The organism is Collinsella aerofaciens, assembly GCF_015558785.1.
GTDB lineage: Bacteria > Actinomycetota > Coriobacteriia > Coriobacteriales > Coriobacteriaceae > Collinsella > Collinsella aerofaciens_P.
This window is the reverse complement of sequence record NZ_JADMOP010000005.1, coordinates 22,824-40,677: the sequence shown is the minus strand read 5'-3', so window position 1 is coordinate 40,677 and position 17,854 is coordinate 22,824. Positions and strand designations below refer to the sequence as shown.

Below are 17,854 nucleotides of genomic sequence, written 5' to 3'. Positions count from 1 at the left end.
GCTCAATCACGTTCGCCCGGTATTGTCCCACAACCGGCAGCCAGGGACGTTCCTTTTGTGCCGGCAGAAAGGGACTGTCCCCAGCTGCCGGGCGGGAGCGTTTAGCGGTACAGCTGCCAACTGGGCAGGCTGAGCTGGTATCCTTATGCGGTAATGTCTCGATTCGTTAGGATTGCATGTGAGAGCTGCCACTGCCCTTCGTTCAGTTATATGTCGCGCCCTGACCATTGTGCTTGCCGCGCTTGCCGTGCTGAGTTCAATCGCGCCTGTTCAGGCTTTTGCCGATGACTCTAGTCAGCCAGTCAAGACGGTCCGCGTTGGTTGGCTCGTCAACAACGAGGGCTTCCAGGACGGCACCCCCGGCGAGCGTCTCTCGGGATGGGGTTACGAGTACCTCCAGACCCTGTCGTACTACACGCCCGGCTGGCGGTACGAATACGTCTCCGGCACCTTCACCGAGCTTTTGGACATGCTCGAGGCGGGCGAGATCGACCTCATGCCCAACATCTCCTACTCCGAGGAACGTGCCCAAAAGCTGCTCTTTTCCTCGAACCCCGAGGGCACCGAGCGCTACTTCATCTACGCCAAGCCCGATCGCGACGATCTGGCCAAGGGTGACCCCCAAGCGCTCCAAGGCCTTACCATCGGCTGCAACCCCGGCGTTATGCAAACCTTCGTTGGCCAGCAGTGGCTCGCCAACGAAGGCATTACCTGCACCTATAAAGAAATCAACACTGGCGGTGCCCTCTTTGACGCGCTCGCAAACAACGAGGTCGATGCCATCATCATGAACGACACGACCTCGTCACCCAGCGCCTCCCCCATGTTCTACATTGGTTCGAGCGACTACTATTTTGCCGTCCCCAAAAGCCGCCCCGACCTGATGGACGACATCAATGCCGCCATGTCGGCAATCGCCCGCGTCAACCCACGCTATATCGACGAAGTCAAATCTAACTACTCGGCCCAAAACAGCGGTTCATCATCGCTCAACGGCCCCGAACGTTCCTGGCTCAAAACAAATGACAACACCATCACGCTCGGCTACATTACGGGCAGACTCCCCTACTGCAACGAAGACGAAAACGGCGAAATGGAAGGCTCGCTCGCATCGCTTGCGACGACGTTGCACGATAAATTTGGCATTACGGTCAAAACCGTCGCCTTTGATAGCTACAAGATGATGTCAAAAGCCCTGTCAAAGGGAAGCATAGACGTTGTGCTGCCGGTATACCGAGATTACTGGTTTGCCGAGCAATCAGGCGTTGTGCAGTCGATATCGTTGGGGACCATATCCCTCACCGCCATCCACACCGGCAGCGACCTGAACAAAGACCTTCAGAACATCGCCTGTACCAAATCATCGTTTGTCAACAAAAATGCACTTGAAAGTCTGTTCCCCACAGCGACCGTGACCGAATACCAATCCGACGATGAAGCGTTCGACGCCCTCAGGAAGGGAATGGCGCACTGCATCGTCGCTCCCAGCTCACGCATAAAAACCATCGGTGACCGTCATGATCTCAAGGACTACGAGACGGTCGAGCTCCCTGACACCTGTGAGCTCTCGTGCTGGATTTCGCGCGGAAAGCCCGAGCTGCTGGGAATCATCAACAAGGGCATCATCAATGCCGGAGAATCGCTCTCCGCAAGCAATTACTCCTCCACGTCGTACACGACCCAGGAATCAGACACGCTTCAATTCCTTTTTCGCAACCGCACCGCCATTGCCGCTACCCTCATCGGTATGTTGTCGGTCGGCATCGTCCTGCTCATCTGGGCGCTCGTGCGCGCTCGAACCGAGCGCAAAAAAAGCCGACGCTGCCAACGCCGCTAAGACGGCATTCCTCACGCGCATGAGCCACGACATCCGTACGCCGCTCAACGGTATCCTGGGCCTTATCGAGATTGAGGAATTGAAGGAAGGCGATATCAAGGTCGCCCGCGAGAGCCGTGCCAAGGCGCGCGTTGCCGCCAATCACCTGCTCTCGCTGATCAACGACATCCTCGAGATGGGCAAAATCGAAGACCGCAAGCTAACACTGGAGCATGCGCCTTTTAACCTCAAAGAGCTCTGTGACAATACGCTGGTTCTGTGCAAGCTCCGCGCGTCCAGTAACGGCATCACCATGCAGGACAATAGTCTGCCGTACGCCACGGGGCCATACATGATCGGCAGTCCCACCCATATCCGACAGATCATGATCAACCTGTTAGACAACAGCATTAAGTACAACAAGCACGGCGGCTCCGTCACCTTTAGTTCAAAGACCAAGCCACTCGATAACGGGCGCGCACTCTTTTGCTTTAGCGTTTCGGATACCGGCATTGGCATGACTCCCAAGTTTTTACAGCATATCTATGAGCCGTTTGCCCAAGAAGGTGACGATGCGCGCAGCAAGTTCCAAGGAACCGGCATGGGCATGCCAATCGTCAAGTCGCTTATTGAACTGATGGGCGGCACCATCGAAGTCACCAGTGAGCTCCATGTGGGCACCTCGTTCTACGTGGAGATTCCGCTCGATATCGACGAGAATCCCCAGGCGCGGGCGAATACGGTTGAGAGTGCGCCCGACTGCTCGCTCACCGACATGAACGTGCTGCTCGCCGAAGACAACGAATTGAATGCCGAGATTGCCCAGACGCTGCTAGAATCCGAGGGCGTCGTGGTCACCCGCGCCGCCAACGGCAACGAGGTCGTCGATCTGTACCTATCGCATCCCGCCGGCAGCTTCGATGCGATCCTGATGGACATTATGATGCCGGACATGGACGGCTATGAGGCAACCCGCGCGATTCGTCTGAGCGAGAAGGTCGATGCAGCCGATATCCCTATCATCGCGCTCACCGCCAATGCCTTTGCCGAGGACGCCAAGGCGGCACACGATGCTGGCATGAACGCCCATCTGTCCAAACCGCTCGACTTTAACAAGCTCAAAAACATACTCGCCCGCATCAAGAAAAACGGATCCGTTTCGCTATAGTTTTTGCAGCAACCACGCACGACCAGAAAGGAAGCCAACGATGTTTAGGCCCTTACGTCGAAAGAAACGCGCCATCACTGACGAGGAAGCGCGCAAGTTGCTCGCCACCTGCAAGCGCGGCGTCTTTGCCGTCAACGGCGATGATGGCTACCCCTATGCCATTCCCGTCAACTACTTCTTTGACGCCGAGCACGACAAGATTTATTTCCATGGCGCCAAAGCCGGCCACAAGGTCGACGCACTCAAACGCGATGACAAGATCTGCTTTACCGTTTACGGTAACGAGTGGTATAAGGACAATGACTGGGCTCCCTACGTTATGAGTACCGTGGTCTTTGGCCGTTGTCGCCTGGCGAATGACACCCCCGCGTTTATCGAGGACAAAGTCCGCCAGCTCGCCCTTAAGTACTACCCTTCTGCCGAGGAAGTCGAAGAGGAAATCGCCAAGGACATTAAGGGCGTCCAGCTCTACGAGATTACGATTGAGCATCTTTGCGGCAAGCAGATTCAAGAAAAATAAACCTCCGCAGCAGGTCTGCGCCCAATGGTTACAGACGCATTACCATGCGGGGCCTTCTAGCCGACTTGGCAGAAGGCTCCGCATGCAGTGCGCGCTTACCGTGCATTAAAAACGTAGCGGTCCAGGCGGTCGCACGCTTCCCTCACGCGCGAAAGCGGCAGCGCCAGATTCACGCGAATGTGGCGGGGCCCGTGGAACGGGCGGCCGTCCTGATACCCCACGCCCACGCGCCCCCCCTCGTCGAGCAACCACTGAATATCGCGGCCATGCTCGCGGCACCACTCGGTGCAGTCCAGAAACACCATGTACGTGCCCTGCGGACGCGAATAGGACACGCCCCCAAAATGCTCGTCCACGTAATCGCAGAAGTACTCGATATTGCCGGCAAGCACCTGGTTGAGCTCGTCCACCCACTCGTAGCCTTGCGGCTGGTAGGCACCGATAAGCGCATGCATGGAGAGGACATTCATCTCGTTGTAGTGGGTCTTGTTAGACACAGCGCATATGCGGTCGCGCAGCGTCTCGTTGTAGATAATGTGGTAGCTGCCGACCAAGCCCGCCAGGTTGAACGTCTTGCTGGGCGCGTAGAGGGCAACCGTACGCATGCGGGCATCCTCGCTCACCGACTGCGTCGGGATATGCTTGTGCCCCGGCAGGATGATATCGGACCAAATCTCGTCCGAGATCACCACACAATCGTGCTGGCGATAGATGTCCATGGCGCGCTCGATCTCGTCGCGCTCCCATACGCGGCCGCAGGGATTGTGCGGCGAGCAGAACACCGCGGCATGGATGTGGTTTTGGGCGAGCTTGTGCTCCATGTCCTCAAAGTCCATACGCCACACGCCTTGATCGTCGAGCTTAAGCGGGCTGTGGACAATACGATAGCCCGCGGCTTCGATGGATTTGGTAAAGCCGATGTAGGTGGGGCTATGGACCAGCACCGCATCGCCCGGCTGGACATACGCGCGCAACGTCGACACGACACCGCCCAGCACGCCGTTTTCGTAGCCGATATGCTCCGGTGCCAAGCCCTCAACGCCATTGCGGCGCCTCTGCCATTCGATGATGCGATCGAAATACTCGGGACGCGGATTGAAGTAGCCAAACATGGGGTGCTGAGCGCGCTTGATGATGTACTCCTGGACCGTGGGCACCGTGGCAAAATTCATGTCGGCCACCCACATAGGGATGCGGTCGAAGCCCTCGTCGGGTGCGTTCGGAGCCATGCCGGGGATCTCGCCCCAAGAGTCAACGGCGATGGAGTCCATGCCGTGGCGGTCGATGATTGAAGTGAAGTCATATTTCATGCTGGACTCCCGTGCAGAGCGGAATGATTCGGTAGGCGTTATTGTCCACCAGCGTGGGCGGTTTTGGCGCGGGGTTTGGCGCTTAATTTGACGGGTGCGGACGAATGGCCGGTTAGTCTCGCGCGTCGTTGACGGCGACTACGGTTAGCTGGGTTTCATCGACCGTAAACGATATGTCGAGCCCGGCGTAGGCCAAGTGGTAAACGCGGTTTGGCTCGTGCTTGCTGCCCGCGCGGCGCGGATCTTGGCGAAGAACCTCGACCAGACCGGGGAGCTTTGCGGGCGGGACCATATCCTGCAGCGCCTGCGGGAACTCGACGTCGAGCTCTTGCCACGGAGCGTCCTCAATCCAGCCGCCGGTCGCATCCGGGTGACAGTCGGCAAATGGAATGTAGGGCTTAATGTCGTAGATGGGTGTGCCGTCACGCAGGTCGGCCCCCAGCACATGAATGATGGGGCCATTGTCGGTGAGCTCGACGCGATCGAGCTTGACGCAGGTAAGCCCAATGGGATTAGGGCGAAACGGACTGCGCGTGGCAAACACGCCCACGCGCTCGGCTCCACCCAGACGCGGCGGGCGCACGGTTTTCGACCACCTGGCATTGGTGCCGGACCTGTCTTGCGACTTGGCATCGGTAGCTATGTCCTTAGCCGTACCGCCGGGCGTTCCGTTTTCAAAGCGCCACAGCAGCCACAGGTGAGAGAAGAAGTCCAGACCCTCAACCGCTGCATTGGAGGCAAATTCCGGCTCAAAAACGATGCGTCCCTGCAGATGAGGCGCCAAAAAGCTGTTGCGCGGAATGCCGAACTTCTGCGGCAGGTCGGTATGTATGCGTGCGATAGGTTCCATGCCGGTCATTGTACGGCATGGAGGCGTGGGGCGCAGCGCGCAATTCTTCGCCGCGGTCCCCCGTCGTGCAACCAACGGTTGCTTGGAAGGGCGCCTGCCGCCGCGTATGCTTAAGCCATCAACCAGCAGAAAGGAGCCGTTATGGCCTTTGCAGAAAAGCTCATCGCCGTTCGTCGCGCCCATCACCTTACCCAGGAGCAGCTCGCCGCTAAGCTCTTCGTCACACGCCAAGCCGTCAGCCGTTGGGAACGCGGCGAGGTCACACCGGGCATCGACATGATGAAGCTCATTGCCGCCGTGACCGGCGAGCCCCTGTCTCACCTGCTCGAAATGCCCGAGCACTATTGCCAGAGCTGCGGCATGATACTCACGCCCGGCGACTGCGGCACCGATGCCACGGGCGCCGCGACCGATCATTACTGCAAGTGGTGCTACGACCACGGCCAGTACGCCTACGACACCACGATGGAGGCAATGATCGAGGACTGTGCCCCGCGCCTGGCGCAAAACACCGGCATGTCGCTCGACGAAGCCGTCTCGCTCATGGGCGCCGTCCTGCCGCAACTGGAGCGCTGGCGCTCCGTGCAGGAAAACGAAGAGCGCTACGGCGCCGAGGCACGGGCGCGCTATGGCGACGAGACCATCGACGCGGCAAACGAAGCGCTGCTGGACATGGACCCCGAGACATGGAACGACATGAAGGAACTTGAACGCGCTATTCTGGGCCAGCTCTCGATTGCCATGGGCATTGGCGACCCAGAGAGCAACGAGGCCCGCAAGCTTGTCACGATGCACCGTCGATGGATTGGCCTTAACTGGGGACACGAGCCCCAGAACGAAGCATACCTGGGCCTCGCCCACGGCTATCTTGCCGACCAGCGCTTTGTTGACTACTACGACAAGCCCTGCGGCACCGGAGCCACGGCGTTTCTGGTACAGGCCATCGAGTCGTCACTGGCCCGCGCATAGACCGCGGCGGCTTTGGGTATTTCAATCAAAACCTCAACCGATTGGAGACCTATGGCTACTGATCATGAGCTCACGCTGTACGTTATGACCGGCTGCCCGTACTGCATAAAAGTCAAGCGCTTCCTGGCCGATAACGGCGTGACCATTCCCGAGCGCAATATCTCGACCGATTCCGATGCCGAACAGACACTCATCGCCGTCGGCGGAAAACGCCAGGTTCCCTGCCTGTTCATCGACGGCAAACCACTCTACGAATCGAGCGACATCATCGCGTGGGTGCAGGAAAACCTGCTCTAGTACGCACGCTCTGTCCGTCCAGGGCCCCAACCCATACGACCCAAACATGTACGCCAGCATCCAAAGTCGACATTTTTCGACATCTTTGGATGCTGGCGTACAGCTTTTTGGTAGTCATGGACGCTCTTGGCCGGCTAATTGTTTGAGGAGACCTTTGGATTATGGCTGTTTGACGCCTCTGGAAAGGTTTCCGAGAGGGCTGTGGTCAAAAAAGGGCAAATATGAGTACTGCTACCTGTTTAGTAGCAGCGATTTTGATCACTTCAGGAACTATTCAACGTTCCACTCGTCCGCAGACGACGTTATTTCTCCTCATATGTTCAATAAAAGTAGCTCTTAATGGGAACAAATCTCATCAGGAGCTACAATTTATAGCAAATAAATGCAACTATAATGGCAACAGTACTCATATTTGCCCTTTTTTGACCACGACCCTCCAGAATAGCCGCTGAGGACGACACTAAATGACAAAATCCGGCACTTGGACGTTCTTATATGATTAGCCATTGAAGGACACCTAACGACTACTCCCATTCGCGACACACTGTGTCGCGAATTAAGCTGGTCCCATTATCGAAGACCAGTGAGAGCTCCTGCCCAGAATCTCGATAGCTTAATAAAGCGCTCCCCTCCGGAAGTTCAATGAGCATCCAAATTCCAGGCTGAAAAGCAAAGGAGTATCGAAGCCGTCAATGCTCATTTTCTATCGAACACGCGGGTCAAAACAAGCTAATTAGCCTGATAAACTGTTTGTTTTTTTGTCTACAAGACTGTATACAAAAAGATTATCCGTTGACCTGTGCTCGACATTATGCCGATCGATAGGAGACGCTATGGACGCTAAGCAGCTCGAAAAAAAGATGGGGTTTGCCCCCGGAGAGTTGGAGAAAGCCGCAGAGGCATACGAAAAAGATGAATGGCCGAAGGGTCGCACCATCAAGCTGGGAAGGCCGTCGATCTCCGATGAGCCAAGCGTTGTTTTATCGGCACGTGTGGGCGAATCGGTCCTTGAAGCCTTTGACGCAAAAGCAAAGCGCCATGGGCAAACACGCACGGAGCGACTCAGGGAGCTCATCACGCTCGATGCAATGATTGCCTAAACTCAACTCCCCCGCCGACCCAAACATATACGCCAGCATCCAAAGTCGACATCTTTCGACATCTTTGGATGCTGGTGTACAGTTTTTGCGGGTAGTCATCGGGGACGTTCTTAAATGACTAGTCGCTAAAGAACGTCCCCGATGTCTAACTAGCCGCGGAAGCGAGCTATGGGTGCGAGTGGCTGCTCGCGAAAGACCCGCTCGACGGCGGCGCGGTATTCGTCGACCTTTTTGGTCTTACGTACGAGCTTGTGAACGGTAGCGGGGTCGACGAAAGCGCACTTGGCGTAGAACCACCACTCCTTCATACGAAAGACCGCGTTACCGCCAATCTCTTCTGCATAGGCCGCAAACAGCGTGTCGTGGAAACGCTGCAGTTCGGCTGCCGTGGCAGCAGGGCCGCCCTTGACCATGCGAGCGAGAGCGGGATTCGCAAGCAAGCCACGCCCCAGCATCACATGGCGTGTCCCGGGATAGGCCTCCACCAGCGCATCCATATCCTCAAGATCAAAAATATCGCCGTTGTATGCCACCGGAAACGGCGCGCGTTCCAGCGTCTCGCCATAGAACTCTTTGCGCGGTGAGCCTGTATAACGGTCCTTCTGTACGCGCGGATGCACGATCAGCTCTGTTAGCGGCATGCGGCAATACAGATCGAGCACGCGCTCATACTCGTCGTCGTCCTCGAGCCCCAGCCTAGTTTTGACCGATACCGGCAACGGCGACCGCTCGCACACATCGCTTAAGAACGCCTCGAGCTCGTCGAGATTGCGCAAGAAACCCGAGCCCTTGCCCTTGGCGACAACCGTTCCCGAAGGGCAACCCAAGTTGAGATTGACCTCGCGGTAGCCCATGTCGGCGAGCACCTGTGCCGCCCACACAAACTCGTCCGCGTTCTTGGACATCAGCTGAGGCACTACGTTGAGCCCCTGGTTATTGGCAGGATCGATCTCCTTAAACGCCTTGCCGCCAAAGCGGTTTCCCACCCGCGGCGGCGGCAAAAACGGCGTGTAATAGCAATCGAGCGCGCCGAAGCACTCCGCATGCACGCGACGGAACACATGCCCGGTAATCCCCTCCATAGGGGCCAACGATAGAATCATCTACTCTTCTCTCATATCAACGAACGTGACAAAGGGGCTGTCCCTTTGTCACATTATTCGGAGCGCAGGGCTTCGACGGGGTCCTTCTTGGATGCGCTGCGGGCAGGCAGCAGGCCGGCAACGACCGTCAACAGCACCGAAATCGCGATGAGCACCAGCGCATCCCGCACGGGCAAGCTCATCAGATTGGGTACCTGTTTGGCAGCAAGCGCCCAGGTATTAACCGGAAAACTCACGAGCACCACGACGATAATGGCAAAGACGCCGGCGATGAGGCCTTCGATAAAGGTCTCGGCATTGAATACGTTGGCCACGTTGCGCTTCGACGCGCCGATCGCGCGCAGGATGCCAATCTCCTTTTTGCGCTCCAGCACGCTGATGTATGTGATGATGCCGATCATGATGGAGCTCACGACCAGGCTGATACTCACGAATGCGATGAGCACCAAGCTGATGGTGTTCACGATGCCGGTCACCGAGCCCATGATGATGCCCATGTAGTCGGTGTATGAGATTGCCTGTTCATCGTGGCCAGAGGCTTTGACCTGCTTGTTGTACGCGTCGATGTGATCGAGCACGCGCTCCTTGGCCTCAAAGTCGCGCGGGAAAATCTTGACCGAGATGGGGTCTGCCTCGTCCGCATAGCCCAACGTGGTCAGATTGTTGTCGTAGGTGAGCTTCGAAGCCTTGGCATAGCTCATCATGAGCGAACTCAGGTCCTCGGCGTCCATGTTGAAATGGATGGCACGAGCAAAGGCGCTCGCATCCACGTGCATGGCGCTCGTCAGGTTGGCAAAACTCGAAGACATCTGCGTCGCCATCTGGTCCATAAGCCCCGCTGCGCCCGCCTTGAGCTGGGACGATACCGTCGACGCTATCTGCTCGCTGATTGCCTTCATCACCTGATCCATAGCCTGCTGCAGATACGGAGCCAGCTGCTTTTGCACATAGTCGGTCATCGCCTGTTGCAGGCGCTCGGCCAGGGCATCGCCGCCGAGCGCCTTCAATTGAGCCAGGCATTGCTGGGCTGCGGCATCATGCTCAAGATACGTCGAGAATGCGGCAGCGAGCTTTGACGCGTCTTTAAGATCTTCGGGCGACAGCGCCTTAAACTGATCAGACTGCAAAAAGCCCTCAAACAGCTGGTTGGCTAGTGCTCCCACCTGCTGCATTTGCTCGGGCGTGAGTTCCAGACCGTCAAAGATACCCGAGAAATCTGGGGTTGGCGCTTTTGCCATGATGCTGCTGAAGTCGATGTCCTTGCCAACGCCCGAAAGGTCAATGTCCAGCCCCGACAGATCGATGCCAGAAAGGTCCATACCGCCGGCCGCACCCGAGAGTGCAGACGCATCAAACGAGAACGCGCTCTTGAGCGCCGCCTCGTCCACGCTGAACATGCTGCTCAGATCCACGCCTTGTTTGGCCTCGCCTTGCAGTTCGTCGAAGGTTTTGCCCGTAAAGACATCCATCTCGGGGTGAGCAAGCTGCTCCTGCACAATCTGCGAATTTGCGGCGCGTTCCATAAGCTGACGAGTCAGTGCATGCGTATAGGCAATGCCCGGGGTCAATGCGCTCGCGTTGGCCGTCTCGTTAGGTCGCACCACGCCCACAATGCGCACGTCAATACCGTCGGCAACCTTGGCCGTCATAAAGTCGGCATCGTCAGGCATGTCAGTCCATATGCCGGTCTCTTCGTTTTTGCGATACGCATCGGCCGGCGACAGCACCTTAAACGTCGTGGACAGCGCATCGTCGTAGGTAAATTCGGTGCCGGTCTCGGGCGTTTCGACCCCACCGTCAGCCGTCATAGCGCTGTTTACCAGATCGTTGAGCTCATTGATATCCAGCGCACCGATGCTGTAGAGCGTGTAGTCGCCCACCGTGCCACGGCTCGAAAGCACCATCACGGCTTCGTTAGCAGACGTAGGCCAATGCCCCGCCACGACATCGTACTGGCTGTCGAGCAGGCTCTGGTCGTCGATCATCTCGTTAAAGACCGAGGTTCCCATGGATTCCATGCTCACCGTTGCCGCCGAGCTCGCGCCTCCGCTCATGGCCTCGGTCATAGCGTTGGGCACCAGCCGAACAGGCTTCTCATCGCCCTTGCCGGCACGATAGACAACCGGCGATACACCGTAGCCGTACTGAATGGCGTTGACCTCTTTATCGATGCCGTCGCCACCGGCATCGAGCCATGCCTTAAAGCTTGTCATGTCGTTAGACTTAACGCTCGCAAACATATCCTTTACGGCCGTGACCACAGGAATCTTATCGGTTCCCTTAGCCTTGCCGCCGGCACTGTCGTCGGACGAGCCCTCGTTCTTGGACATATCGTCGTCCGTGGCCCCCTGTCCGCCCATCATGGACGACAGGTCGTAATCCTGCTTGGAAATGGTGAGCGGGTAGCTCGAGAGCGTATCCTCCTCGACCTTTTTGATGTAGCCGTTTACGCCGTTGGACAGCGCCAGAATCGCCGCGATACCGATAATGCCAATCGAGCCCGCAAAGGCAGTCATGGCCGTGCGGCCCTTCTTGGTCATGAGGTTTCGGGCAGAAAGCCCCAGCGCCGTCACAAAGCTCATCGAGGTTTTGCGCGTAGGCTTTGCCTCGCGACGCGCGGCCTTGGCAGCATCGAAGGGATCGGAATCGTCGGTGATCTTGCCGTCCGCCAGATTGACGATGCGCGTGGCATATTGGTACGCCAGCTCGGGATTGTGCGTGACCATGATGACCAGGCGGTCGCGCGCCACGTCCTTGAGCAGGTCCATGACCTGTACGGATGTCGTTGAATCCAAAGCGCCGGTCGGCTCGTCGGCAAGCACAATCTCGGGATCATTAATCAGGGCGCGGGCGATGGCCACGCGTTGCATCTGCCCGCCCGAAAGCTGGCTCGGGCGCTTGTTAACGTGCTCGCCCAGGCCAACTTTCTCCAACGCCTCGCGCGCACGTTGACGGCGCTCGGCATGCCCCACACCCGTGAGCGTGAGCGCCAGCTCAACGTTTTCCAAAATGGTCTGATGCGGAATGAGGTTATAGCTTTGGAACACAAAGCCGATGCGGTTGTTGCGGTAGGCATCCCAATCGCGGTCGCGGAAGTCCTTGGTCGAGATACCGTCAATCAGCAGGTCGCCAGAATCAAAGTGATCCAGTCCGCCGATAACATTGAGCATCGTGGTTTTACCCGAACCCGAGGGACCCAGAATGGCCACGAACTCGTTATCGCGAAAAGACAGGCTCACGCTGTCGAGCGCCACCTGCGTAAACGACTGCGTGACGTACCTTTTGCAAATTCCTTTGAGCTCCAGCATGGACGGCAACCTCTCCCACGCGGGCGCACTTGCCCGCTCTCCCCCGCCGTTCGTATTCGACGCGTTTGTCCTACTCTATCCCCATTTTTTGCCGGAGCCAGTGAGGAATGTAACGAACCGCGCCAAAAAACGAACGGGATGGCGCCCAAAAGAAGAGGTCCCGAGCGGGACCTCTATATGGTGGAGCTTATCTTGAAAAGCAGCGGACTACTTCGCACAACGGCACACGATCCTCGCTATGCTTTACGCGTTTTTACTGCTCGCTATTCGCAATCGCCTGGTCGATAAGCTTGTCGAGTGCTGCACGCTGCTCGGCGGAGCTGATGGCGCCCACGATGGGCTCCCCTACGATGTTGCCATTCTGATCGATGACATACGTTGTCGGGAACGAGAACAAATTTGACGTAAACTTACCGGCCTCGCTATCCGACTTGAACCAGATGTTCTTATATGTCACGCCCTTCTTGCTCAGCACGTCCTTGGCATCTGCAATCTCACCCTTGTTGCCATCAAGCGTAAAGGAATTGACGCCCACGACCTGGCCGCCCTTCTTGGCAAGCTCCTTATTCAGGTCCTCAAGGTCGCCCAACTCACCCACGCACGGCTTGCAAGTGGTGAACCAGAAGTTCATGACGGTGACCTTGTTCTTAGAGAACAGCTCGTCGCTGCTCACGTCGTTGCCATCCAGGTCTTTGCCCGTAAAGCTGGGGAACTTCGTCGCCTCGCTCGAAGCATTGGCACCAGCCGTCATGCCAGCGGTCGAAGCGTCGACGCTCTCGCCTGCGCTCGGCGTGCTTCCACAGCCGGGGAACTCCTTCTCCAAGCTCTCGAGCTTGTCCTCGATCTCCTTGATCTGCTGTGCACCGGCCTTGAGCGTCTTAAGCTCATCCGCCGTAAACTTATCCTTGGCGCCGTCGATGGTCTTGAGCAGGAAATCGCCGTAATTGCTGCCGTCCTCAATCATTGTCGAGTCTTTATTTGCCGCATTGAATACCTTTTCCCACAGCGCATTATCACTCGAAAAGATATCGTTCTCCTTCTGCATGAGCTTCGCATACAGCTCGGCGGCCTCGTCGGCATTGGCCGGCTTCTGCGCAGTGAGTTCTGCGATCTTAGGATCGGAGCTCGCAGATTCGCTCGCATTGCCACCGGGCGCCGAACATGCCACAAGGCACAAGGCCAATACCGGCACCATAAACAGGGCCGCAATCTTAGAAAGCTTCATAGTCATTCCTCCGTTTTGTCGAAGCTTGTTTACTTTTTATCGGCGGTCAAGGGAAGCTTTTCCGCCGACACATCCAGGCCATAGCGATAGCTGATGGCATCGACAGGACAGGCCCCGATGCACTTTCCGCACCGGATACATTCGGCATGATTGGGCGCGCGGACCACATCAACGTCCATCTGACAAACCCTTGAACACTTGCCGCACGAGACGCATTTGCACGCGTCAACCTGAATCCCCAACAAGGACACCCTATTCATGAGCGCATAGAATGCGCCGAGCGGGCAAATCCATTTGCAGAAGGGGCGATAGAACAAAACGCTCAGCACTACTACGGCAATGAGAACGGCAAGTTTCCAGGTAAAGAGCTGCCCCAGCGCAGATCGAATGCCGGCGTTGGCAATGGCCAGCGGAATGGCGCCCTCGAGCACGCCCTGCGGACAGATGTACTTACAAAAGAACGGGTCGCCCATGCCCACGTCGTTAACCACCAAGACGGGCAGCAGCACCACGGCAAACAGCAGCACGACGTATTTGATGTACGTGAGCGGCTTAAGCTTTTTTGTGGAGAACTTTTTGCCGGGAATCTTATGAAGCAGCTCCTGAAGCCAGCCAAACGGACACAGAAAGCCACATACAAAGCGTCCCAGCAGCACGCCGAGCAAAATGAGCGTACCGGTAACATAGTAAGAAAAGTTGAACTTGGATGAACCTACCACCGACTGGAACGACCCGATGGGGCACGCGCCCGATGCCGCGGGGCACGAATAGCAATTAAGTCCAGGTACGCAGACTGTTTTCCCCGCGCCCTGATAGATGCCGCCTTTGGCAAAGTTTGGCAGGTGAATGTTGGTGACCAGCGTCGCCGCCGCCTGAATGAGTCCGCGAAATCGGGCCAAAACATGCGACGCGGTGTTTGCTCTTTTATCCAATTCCGATACACTCCAAGCACAGCCTAATCGCTTTGGCCAGCACGGCATCCGCCTCGCCACGCATAACACCAAAGCACACCATGGCAATTCCGACGATCAACAAAGCGACCTGTACCATGGGTTTTACCGCTTTGAACAACTCGACCACTCCTTTCGTTACGCGACCATTGGACCATATCGACTATAAAATCCGTGTTAAGCGCGATTTGAAATGTGCAAGGAGACTGTTATGCGTATTTTGATCGTCGAGGACGAGCGGGCGCTGTGTGACGCAATCGCGCGCAGCTTGCGAAACCTGGCATACAGCGTCGACTGCTGTCACGACGGACGGGAGGCGCTCGACCTGCTGGGCGTCGAAGTCTTTGACCTCGTGGTACTCGACCTCAACCTTCCCCGTATCGACGGCATGACCGTACTCAGGGAACTTAGGAAAACCGACTGCGAGACCAAGGTGCTGATTCTGTCCGCGCGTGGCGAAGTATCCGATAAGGTCGACGGACTCGATGCCGGCGCCAACGATTACCTCACCAAGCCGTTTCATCTGGACGAACTTGCGGCAAGGATCCGCAGCCTTACCCTCAGGCGCTTCGCACAAAGCGACATAGTATTAACCTGCGGAAAACTCAGCTTTGACACCAAGGCGCGCATCGCTTCCGTGGGCAGCGAGGCCTTATCTCTTACACGCAAGGAAACGGGAATCTTGGAATACCTGATACTTAATCAGGGGCGACCGGTAAGCCAAGAGGAGCTTATCGAGCACGTTTGGGATAGCACCGTGAACAGCTTTAGCAACGCAACCCGCGTTCACATCTCGTCGCTCCGAAAAAAGTTGCGCAGCGCTTTGGGATACGACCCGATTCGCAATCGGATTGGAGAGGGCTACGTTATGGAGGATAGCGAATGAAAAGGCTTTCGCTGCAATGGCGCATAACGATCATGACGGCGCTGCTGACGTGTGCGGCGTGCGTGCTGACGAACTGCCTGGTCGGCTATACGGGCATGCGCTATATGGATGCCATCGGCAGTGACATCTCGGCCTTTAACGCTGCCGGCGCGGATTCGCCCCAGGTGTTCGACCCAACGAAAGCGACCCCCGATGACAAGGTCACGATCGTCGTAAACGACGCACAGGAATCTTTTGGCACGACAGCTTGGTACATCACGGCTGGAGTCACACTCCTTGGCGGCGTGCTGGCATACTTTGTGAGCGGCCGTGCACTCAAACCGCTACGGGCTTTTGCAGCCCAGGTTGAGCGCGTGCAGCCTGACAACCTAAGCGAAATCAGACTCAGTGAAGATGTGCCCACCGAGCTACAACGATGCAGCGCCTCTTTCAACGACATGATCGCCCGTCTTGGCGAAGGGTTCTCTGCACAGCGTCAGTTTACCGGCAACGCCGCACACGAGCTGCGCACCCCGCTCGCCCTTATGCAAGCACAGATTGAACTATTCATCTCCGAGCACTCCGGTTTGCAACCCGAAACAGCCGAGCTGCTCGGCCTGCTACAAGAACAAACCGAGCGCATGTCTCGAATGGCCAAGGTATTGCTCGAGATGAGTGAGCTCCGCAGCGTCCCTTGCGAGGACGATGTGGAACTTGGTCCTTTGTCCGAAGAGGTCCTCACCGACCTTGCGCCACTTGCCGAAAATAAGGGCATAGCCCTCAATTGTGCTGGAGACGCTTTAGTAATCGGGAGCGACACGCTCCTCTATAGGCTGGTGTTTAACCTGGTCGAAAATGCCATCCGTTACAGCCGCACCGGCTCGACTGTCAACGTCTCCATCTGCGACAACGACAGCCATGTGTTCCTGCGAGTCGAGGACCAGGGCCCGGGAATACCCAAGCAGTACCGTGAGAGCATCTTCCAGCCGTTCTTTCGTCTAGACAAATCCCGCAGCAGGGCATACGGCGGCGCAGGACTCGGACTAGCGCTCGTTTGGGAGATTGCAGCGCTTCACGGTGGCACGGTAGAGGTCGAAGAAAGTTCCGAGAACGGTACTACCATACTCGTAAGCCTTCCAAAACGATCCGCAGCGTTAACCGAACAGTAAAACGAAAGGGGTCCCGAGCAACAGGAGTACAATTGCTGCATTGTTGCCAGCTGTTGGGAGATGGAAGATGGACTGCGATGGCTACCCATGCGTTCCCATGCCGTTGATGTGCACCGCCTTTGTGCCGGGGCAGATTGACGCTGCGGTTGCAGGCATTTCCGACCCCGATTCACGCACCATCGCCACGGCAGAAGCGCTGTACTTTCGCGGACAGGCCGCCCTCGCTGCCAAGACGGCGCGCCCCTATCTTGACGCCACCGATCCCGCGCTGTGCTATTCCGCATGCTTTATCTGCGGATACGCCAGCCTGTCGCTCAACCGTATCGCCGACGCCCGCCGGTGCCTTGCTGGCATCCTCGATACGCCGGCTGACGAGGAGTCGCCCGCCGTCCACGCCACGCATATCCTGTTCGCCTCGGCCGCGAGCGTCCTGCTGCACTTGCCTTCCCCGTATTCCGCCGAAGAGTTTTATCCGCTTGCGGCGCATCTGCCCGAAGGTCTGCGCCTGTTCGCCAGCTACGTGATGGCGCATGCCCTGTACCTGCGCGGCGAATATGGCCGCAGCCTGGGCATGGCGGAAAACGCCCTGATCATGAAACAGGGAAGTTATCCCATCTCGGAGCTGTTCCTGCACTTGGCAGCTTCCATGGCATGCATGAGCCTCAAGGACATCGACGCCGCAAAAACGCACTTCGGAGTTGCTTGGAACATTGCGCGTCCCGACGGCCTTATTGAGCTCATTGGCGAGCATCACGGCCTTTTACAGGGGCTTATCGAGGCATGCCTAAAAACGCAATACCCTGACGACTTCGCGCGCATCATCGAGATCACGTACCGCTTCAGCTACGGCTGGCGGCGCATCCACAACCCCGATTCGGGCGAGGACGTTGCCGACGATCTAACGACCACGGAATTCACCATGGCCATGCTCGCCTGTCGTGGGTGGACCAACGCCGAAATCGCACGCCATATGGGAGTATCGCCGGGCACCGTCAAAAACCGCCTATCCGGCGTATACGCAGAGCTTGGCATCGGCACACGCGCCGAGCTGGTCGCGCATATGTTACGTTAGCGACCGGACTACCAAGCGCATCGAACGCGTTCCGGAACCCGGCGCTTCGCTCGATCAATTTGGACATTTTGACCCTTGAACGGCACTACCGCCACGGGGCGCCTTCTCGCAAAATTGGATTATTTCCACCGA

16 protein-coding genes are annotated in these 17,854 nt (G+C 57.2%); 9 read left to right on the top strand and 7 right to left on the bottom strand.

Annotation, left to right across the window (positions count from 1 at the left end; translation table 11 throughout):
• Nucleotides 1–178 precede the first annotated feature (178 nt).
• Genes I2G40_RS03735 through I2G40_RS03725 form a run of 3 tightly spaced genes read left to right on the top strand, consistent with a single transcriptional unit; the run spans nt 179 to nt 3,504 of the window.
• Nucleotides 179–1,837: a substrate-binding periplasmic protein gene (locus I2G40_RS03735; RefSeq protein ID WP_195544222.1), complete on the top strand. Its 1,659-nt coding sequence runs from the start codon at nt 179–181 to the stop codon at nt 1,835–1,837.
• Nucleotides 1,838–1,856: 19 nt separating this feature from the next.
• Nucleotides 1,857–2,984, top strand: coding sequence for an ATP-binding protein (locus tag I2G40_RS03730; protein WP_195544221.1), 1,128 nt, complete (start codon nt 1,857–1,859; stop codon nt 2,982–2,984).
• 40 nt (nt 2,985–3,024) lie between these two features.
• Nucleotides 3,025–3,504, top strand: coding sequence for a pyridoxamine 5'-phosphate oxidase family protein (locus I2G40_RS03725; RefSeq protein WP_195544220.1), 480 nt, complete (start codon nt 3,025–3,027; stop codon nt 3,502–3,504).
• 95 nt (nt 3,505–3,599) lie between these two features.
• On the opposite strand, the gene I2G40_RS03720 is transcribed toward I2G40_RS03725, so the two are convergent.
• On the bottom strand, nt 3,600–4,814 hold the full coding sequence (locus I2G40_RS03720) for a MalY/PatB family protein (protein ID WP_195544219.1): 1,215 nt from the start codon (nt 4,812–4,814) through the stop codon (nt 3,600–3,602).
• Between the two features lie 112 nt (nt 4,815–4,926).
• The gene (locus I2G40_RS03715) at nt 4,927–5,664 is read right to left on the bottom strand and encodes an SAM-dependent methyltransferase (RefSeq protein ID WP_229090639.1); all 738 of its coding nucleotides are present in this window, start codon (nt 5,662–5,664) and stop codon (nt 4,927–4,929) included.
• A 141-nt stretch (nt 5,665–5,805) separates the two neighbouring features.
• On the opposite strand from I2G40_RS03715, the gene I2G40_RS03710 reads away from it, so the two are divergent.
• From I2G40_RS03710 to I2G40_RS03700, 3 genes are all read left to right on the top strand, one after another.
• The gene (locus I2G40_RS03710) at nt 5,806–6,633 is read left to right on the top strand and encodes a TipAS antibiotic-recognition domain-containing protein (RefSeq protein WP_195544217.1); all 828 of its coding nucleotides are present in this window, start codon (nt 5,806–5,808) and stop codon (nt 6,631–6,633) included.
• A gap of 51 nt (nt 6,634–6,684) precedes the next feature.
• Nucleotides 6,685–6,930: a glutaredoxin family protein gene (locus tag I2G40_RS03705; protein WP_195544216.1), complete on the top strand. Its 246-nt coding sequence runs from the start codon at nt 6,685–6,687 to the stop codon at nt 6,928–6,930.
• A gap of 833 nt (nt 6,931–7,763) precedes the next feature.
• Nucleotides 7,764–8,030, top strand: coding sequence for a ribbon-helix-helix protein, CopG family (locus I2G40_RS03700; RefSeq protein ID WP_195544215.1), 267 nt, complete (start codon nt 7,764–7,766; stop codon nt 8,028–8,030).
• A gap of 149 nt (nt 8,031–8,179) precedes the next feature.
• Here I2G40_RS03700 and I2G40_RS03695 read toward each other — a convergent pair whose 3' ends face one another.
• The 5 genes from I2G40_RS03695 to I2G40_RS09885 form a co-directional block, all read right to left on the bottom strand.
• Nucleotides 8,180–9,133, bottom strand: a complete 954-nt coding sequence (locus I2G40_RS03695; protein ID WP_195544214.1) for a tRNA dihydrouridine synthase — start codon at nt 9,131–9,133, stop codon at nt 8,180–8,182.
• A 53-nt stretch (nt 9,134–9,186) separates the two neighbouring features.
• On the bottom strand, nt 9,187–12,441 hold the full coding sequence (locus I2G40_RS03690; RefSeq protein WP_195544213.1) for an ABC transporter ATP-binding protein/permease: 3,255 nt from the start codon (nt 12,439–12,441) through the stop codon (nt 9,187–9,189).
• A 253-nt stretch (nt 12,442–12,694) separates the two neighbouring features.
• Nucleotides 12,695–13,666: a TlpA family protein disulfide reductase gene (locus I2G40_RS03685; protein ID WP_195544212.1), complete on the bottom strand. Its 972-nt coding sequence runs from the start codon at nt 13,664–13,666 to the stop codon at nt 12,695–12,697.
• Nucleotides 13,667–13,695: 29 nt separating this feature from the next.
• Nucleotides 13,696–14,598: a 4Fe-4S binding protein gene (locus I2G40_RS03680; protein ID WP_138374944.1), complete on the bottom strand. Its 903-nt coding sequence runs from the start codon at nt 14,596–14,598 to the stop codon at nt 13,696–13,698.
• Nucleotides 14,591–14,662 carry a CD1871A family CXXC motif-containing protein gene (locus I2G40_RS09885; RefSeq protein WP_254179316.1) on the bottom strand — a complete coding sequence of 24 codons (72 nt, stop codon included), beginning with the start codon at nt 14,660–14,662 and terminating at the stop codon, nt 14,591–14,593. Before I2G40_RS09885 ends, I2G40_RS03680 begins: the two co-directional genes overlap by 8 nt.
• A 147-nt stretch (nt 14,663–14,809) precedes the next feature.
• On the opposite strand from I2G40_RS09885, the gene I2G40_RS03675 reads away from it, so the two are divergent.
• From I2G40_RS03675 to I2G40_RS03665, 3 genes are all read left to right on the top strand, one after another.
• Complete coding sequence (locus tag I2G40_RS03675) at nt 14,810–15,502, top strand: response regulator transcription factor (RefSeq protein WP_138374943.1); 693 nt, start codon at nt 14,810–14,812, stop codon at nt 15,500–15,502.
• Complete coding sequence (locus I2G40_RS03670) at nt 15,499–16,650, top strand: HAMP domain-containing sensor histidine kinase (protein ID WP_138374942.1); 1,152 nt, start codon at nt 15,499–15,501, stop codon at nt 16,648–16,650. Before I2G40_RS03675 ends, I2G40_RS03670 begins: the two co-directional genes overlap by 4 nt.
• A gap of 67 nt (nt 16,651–16,717) precedes the next feature.
• Entirely contained in the window at nt 16,718–17,722 is a 1,005-nt protein-coding gene (locus tag I2G40_RS03665; protein WP_195544211.1) for a helix-turn-helix domain-containing protein, read from the top strand.
• Nucleotides 17,723–17,854 lie beyond the last annotated feature (132 nt).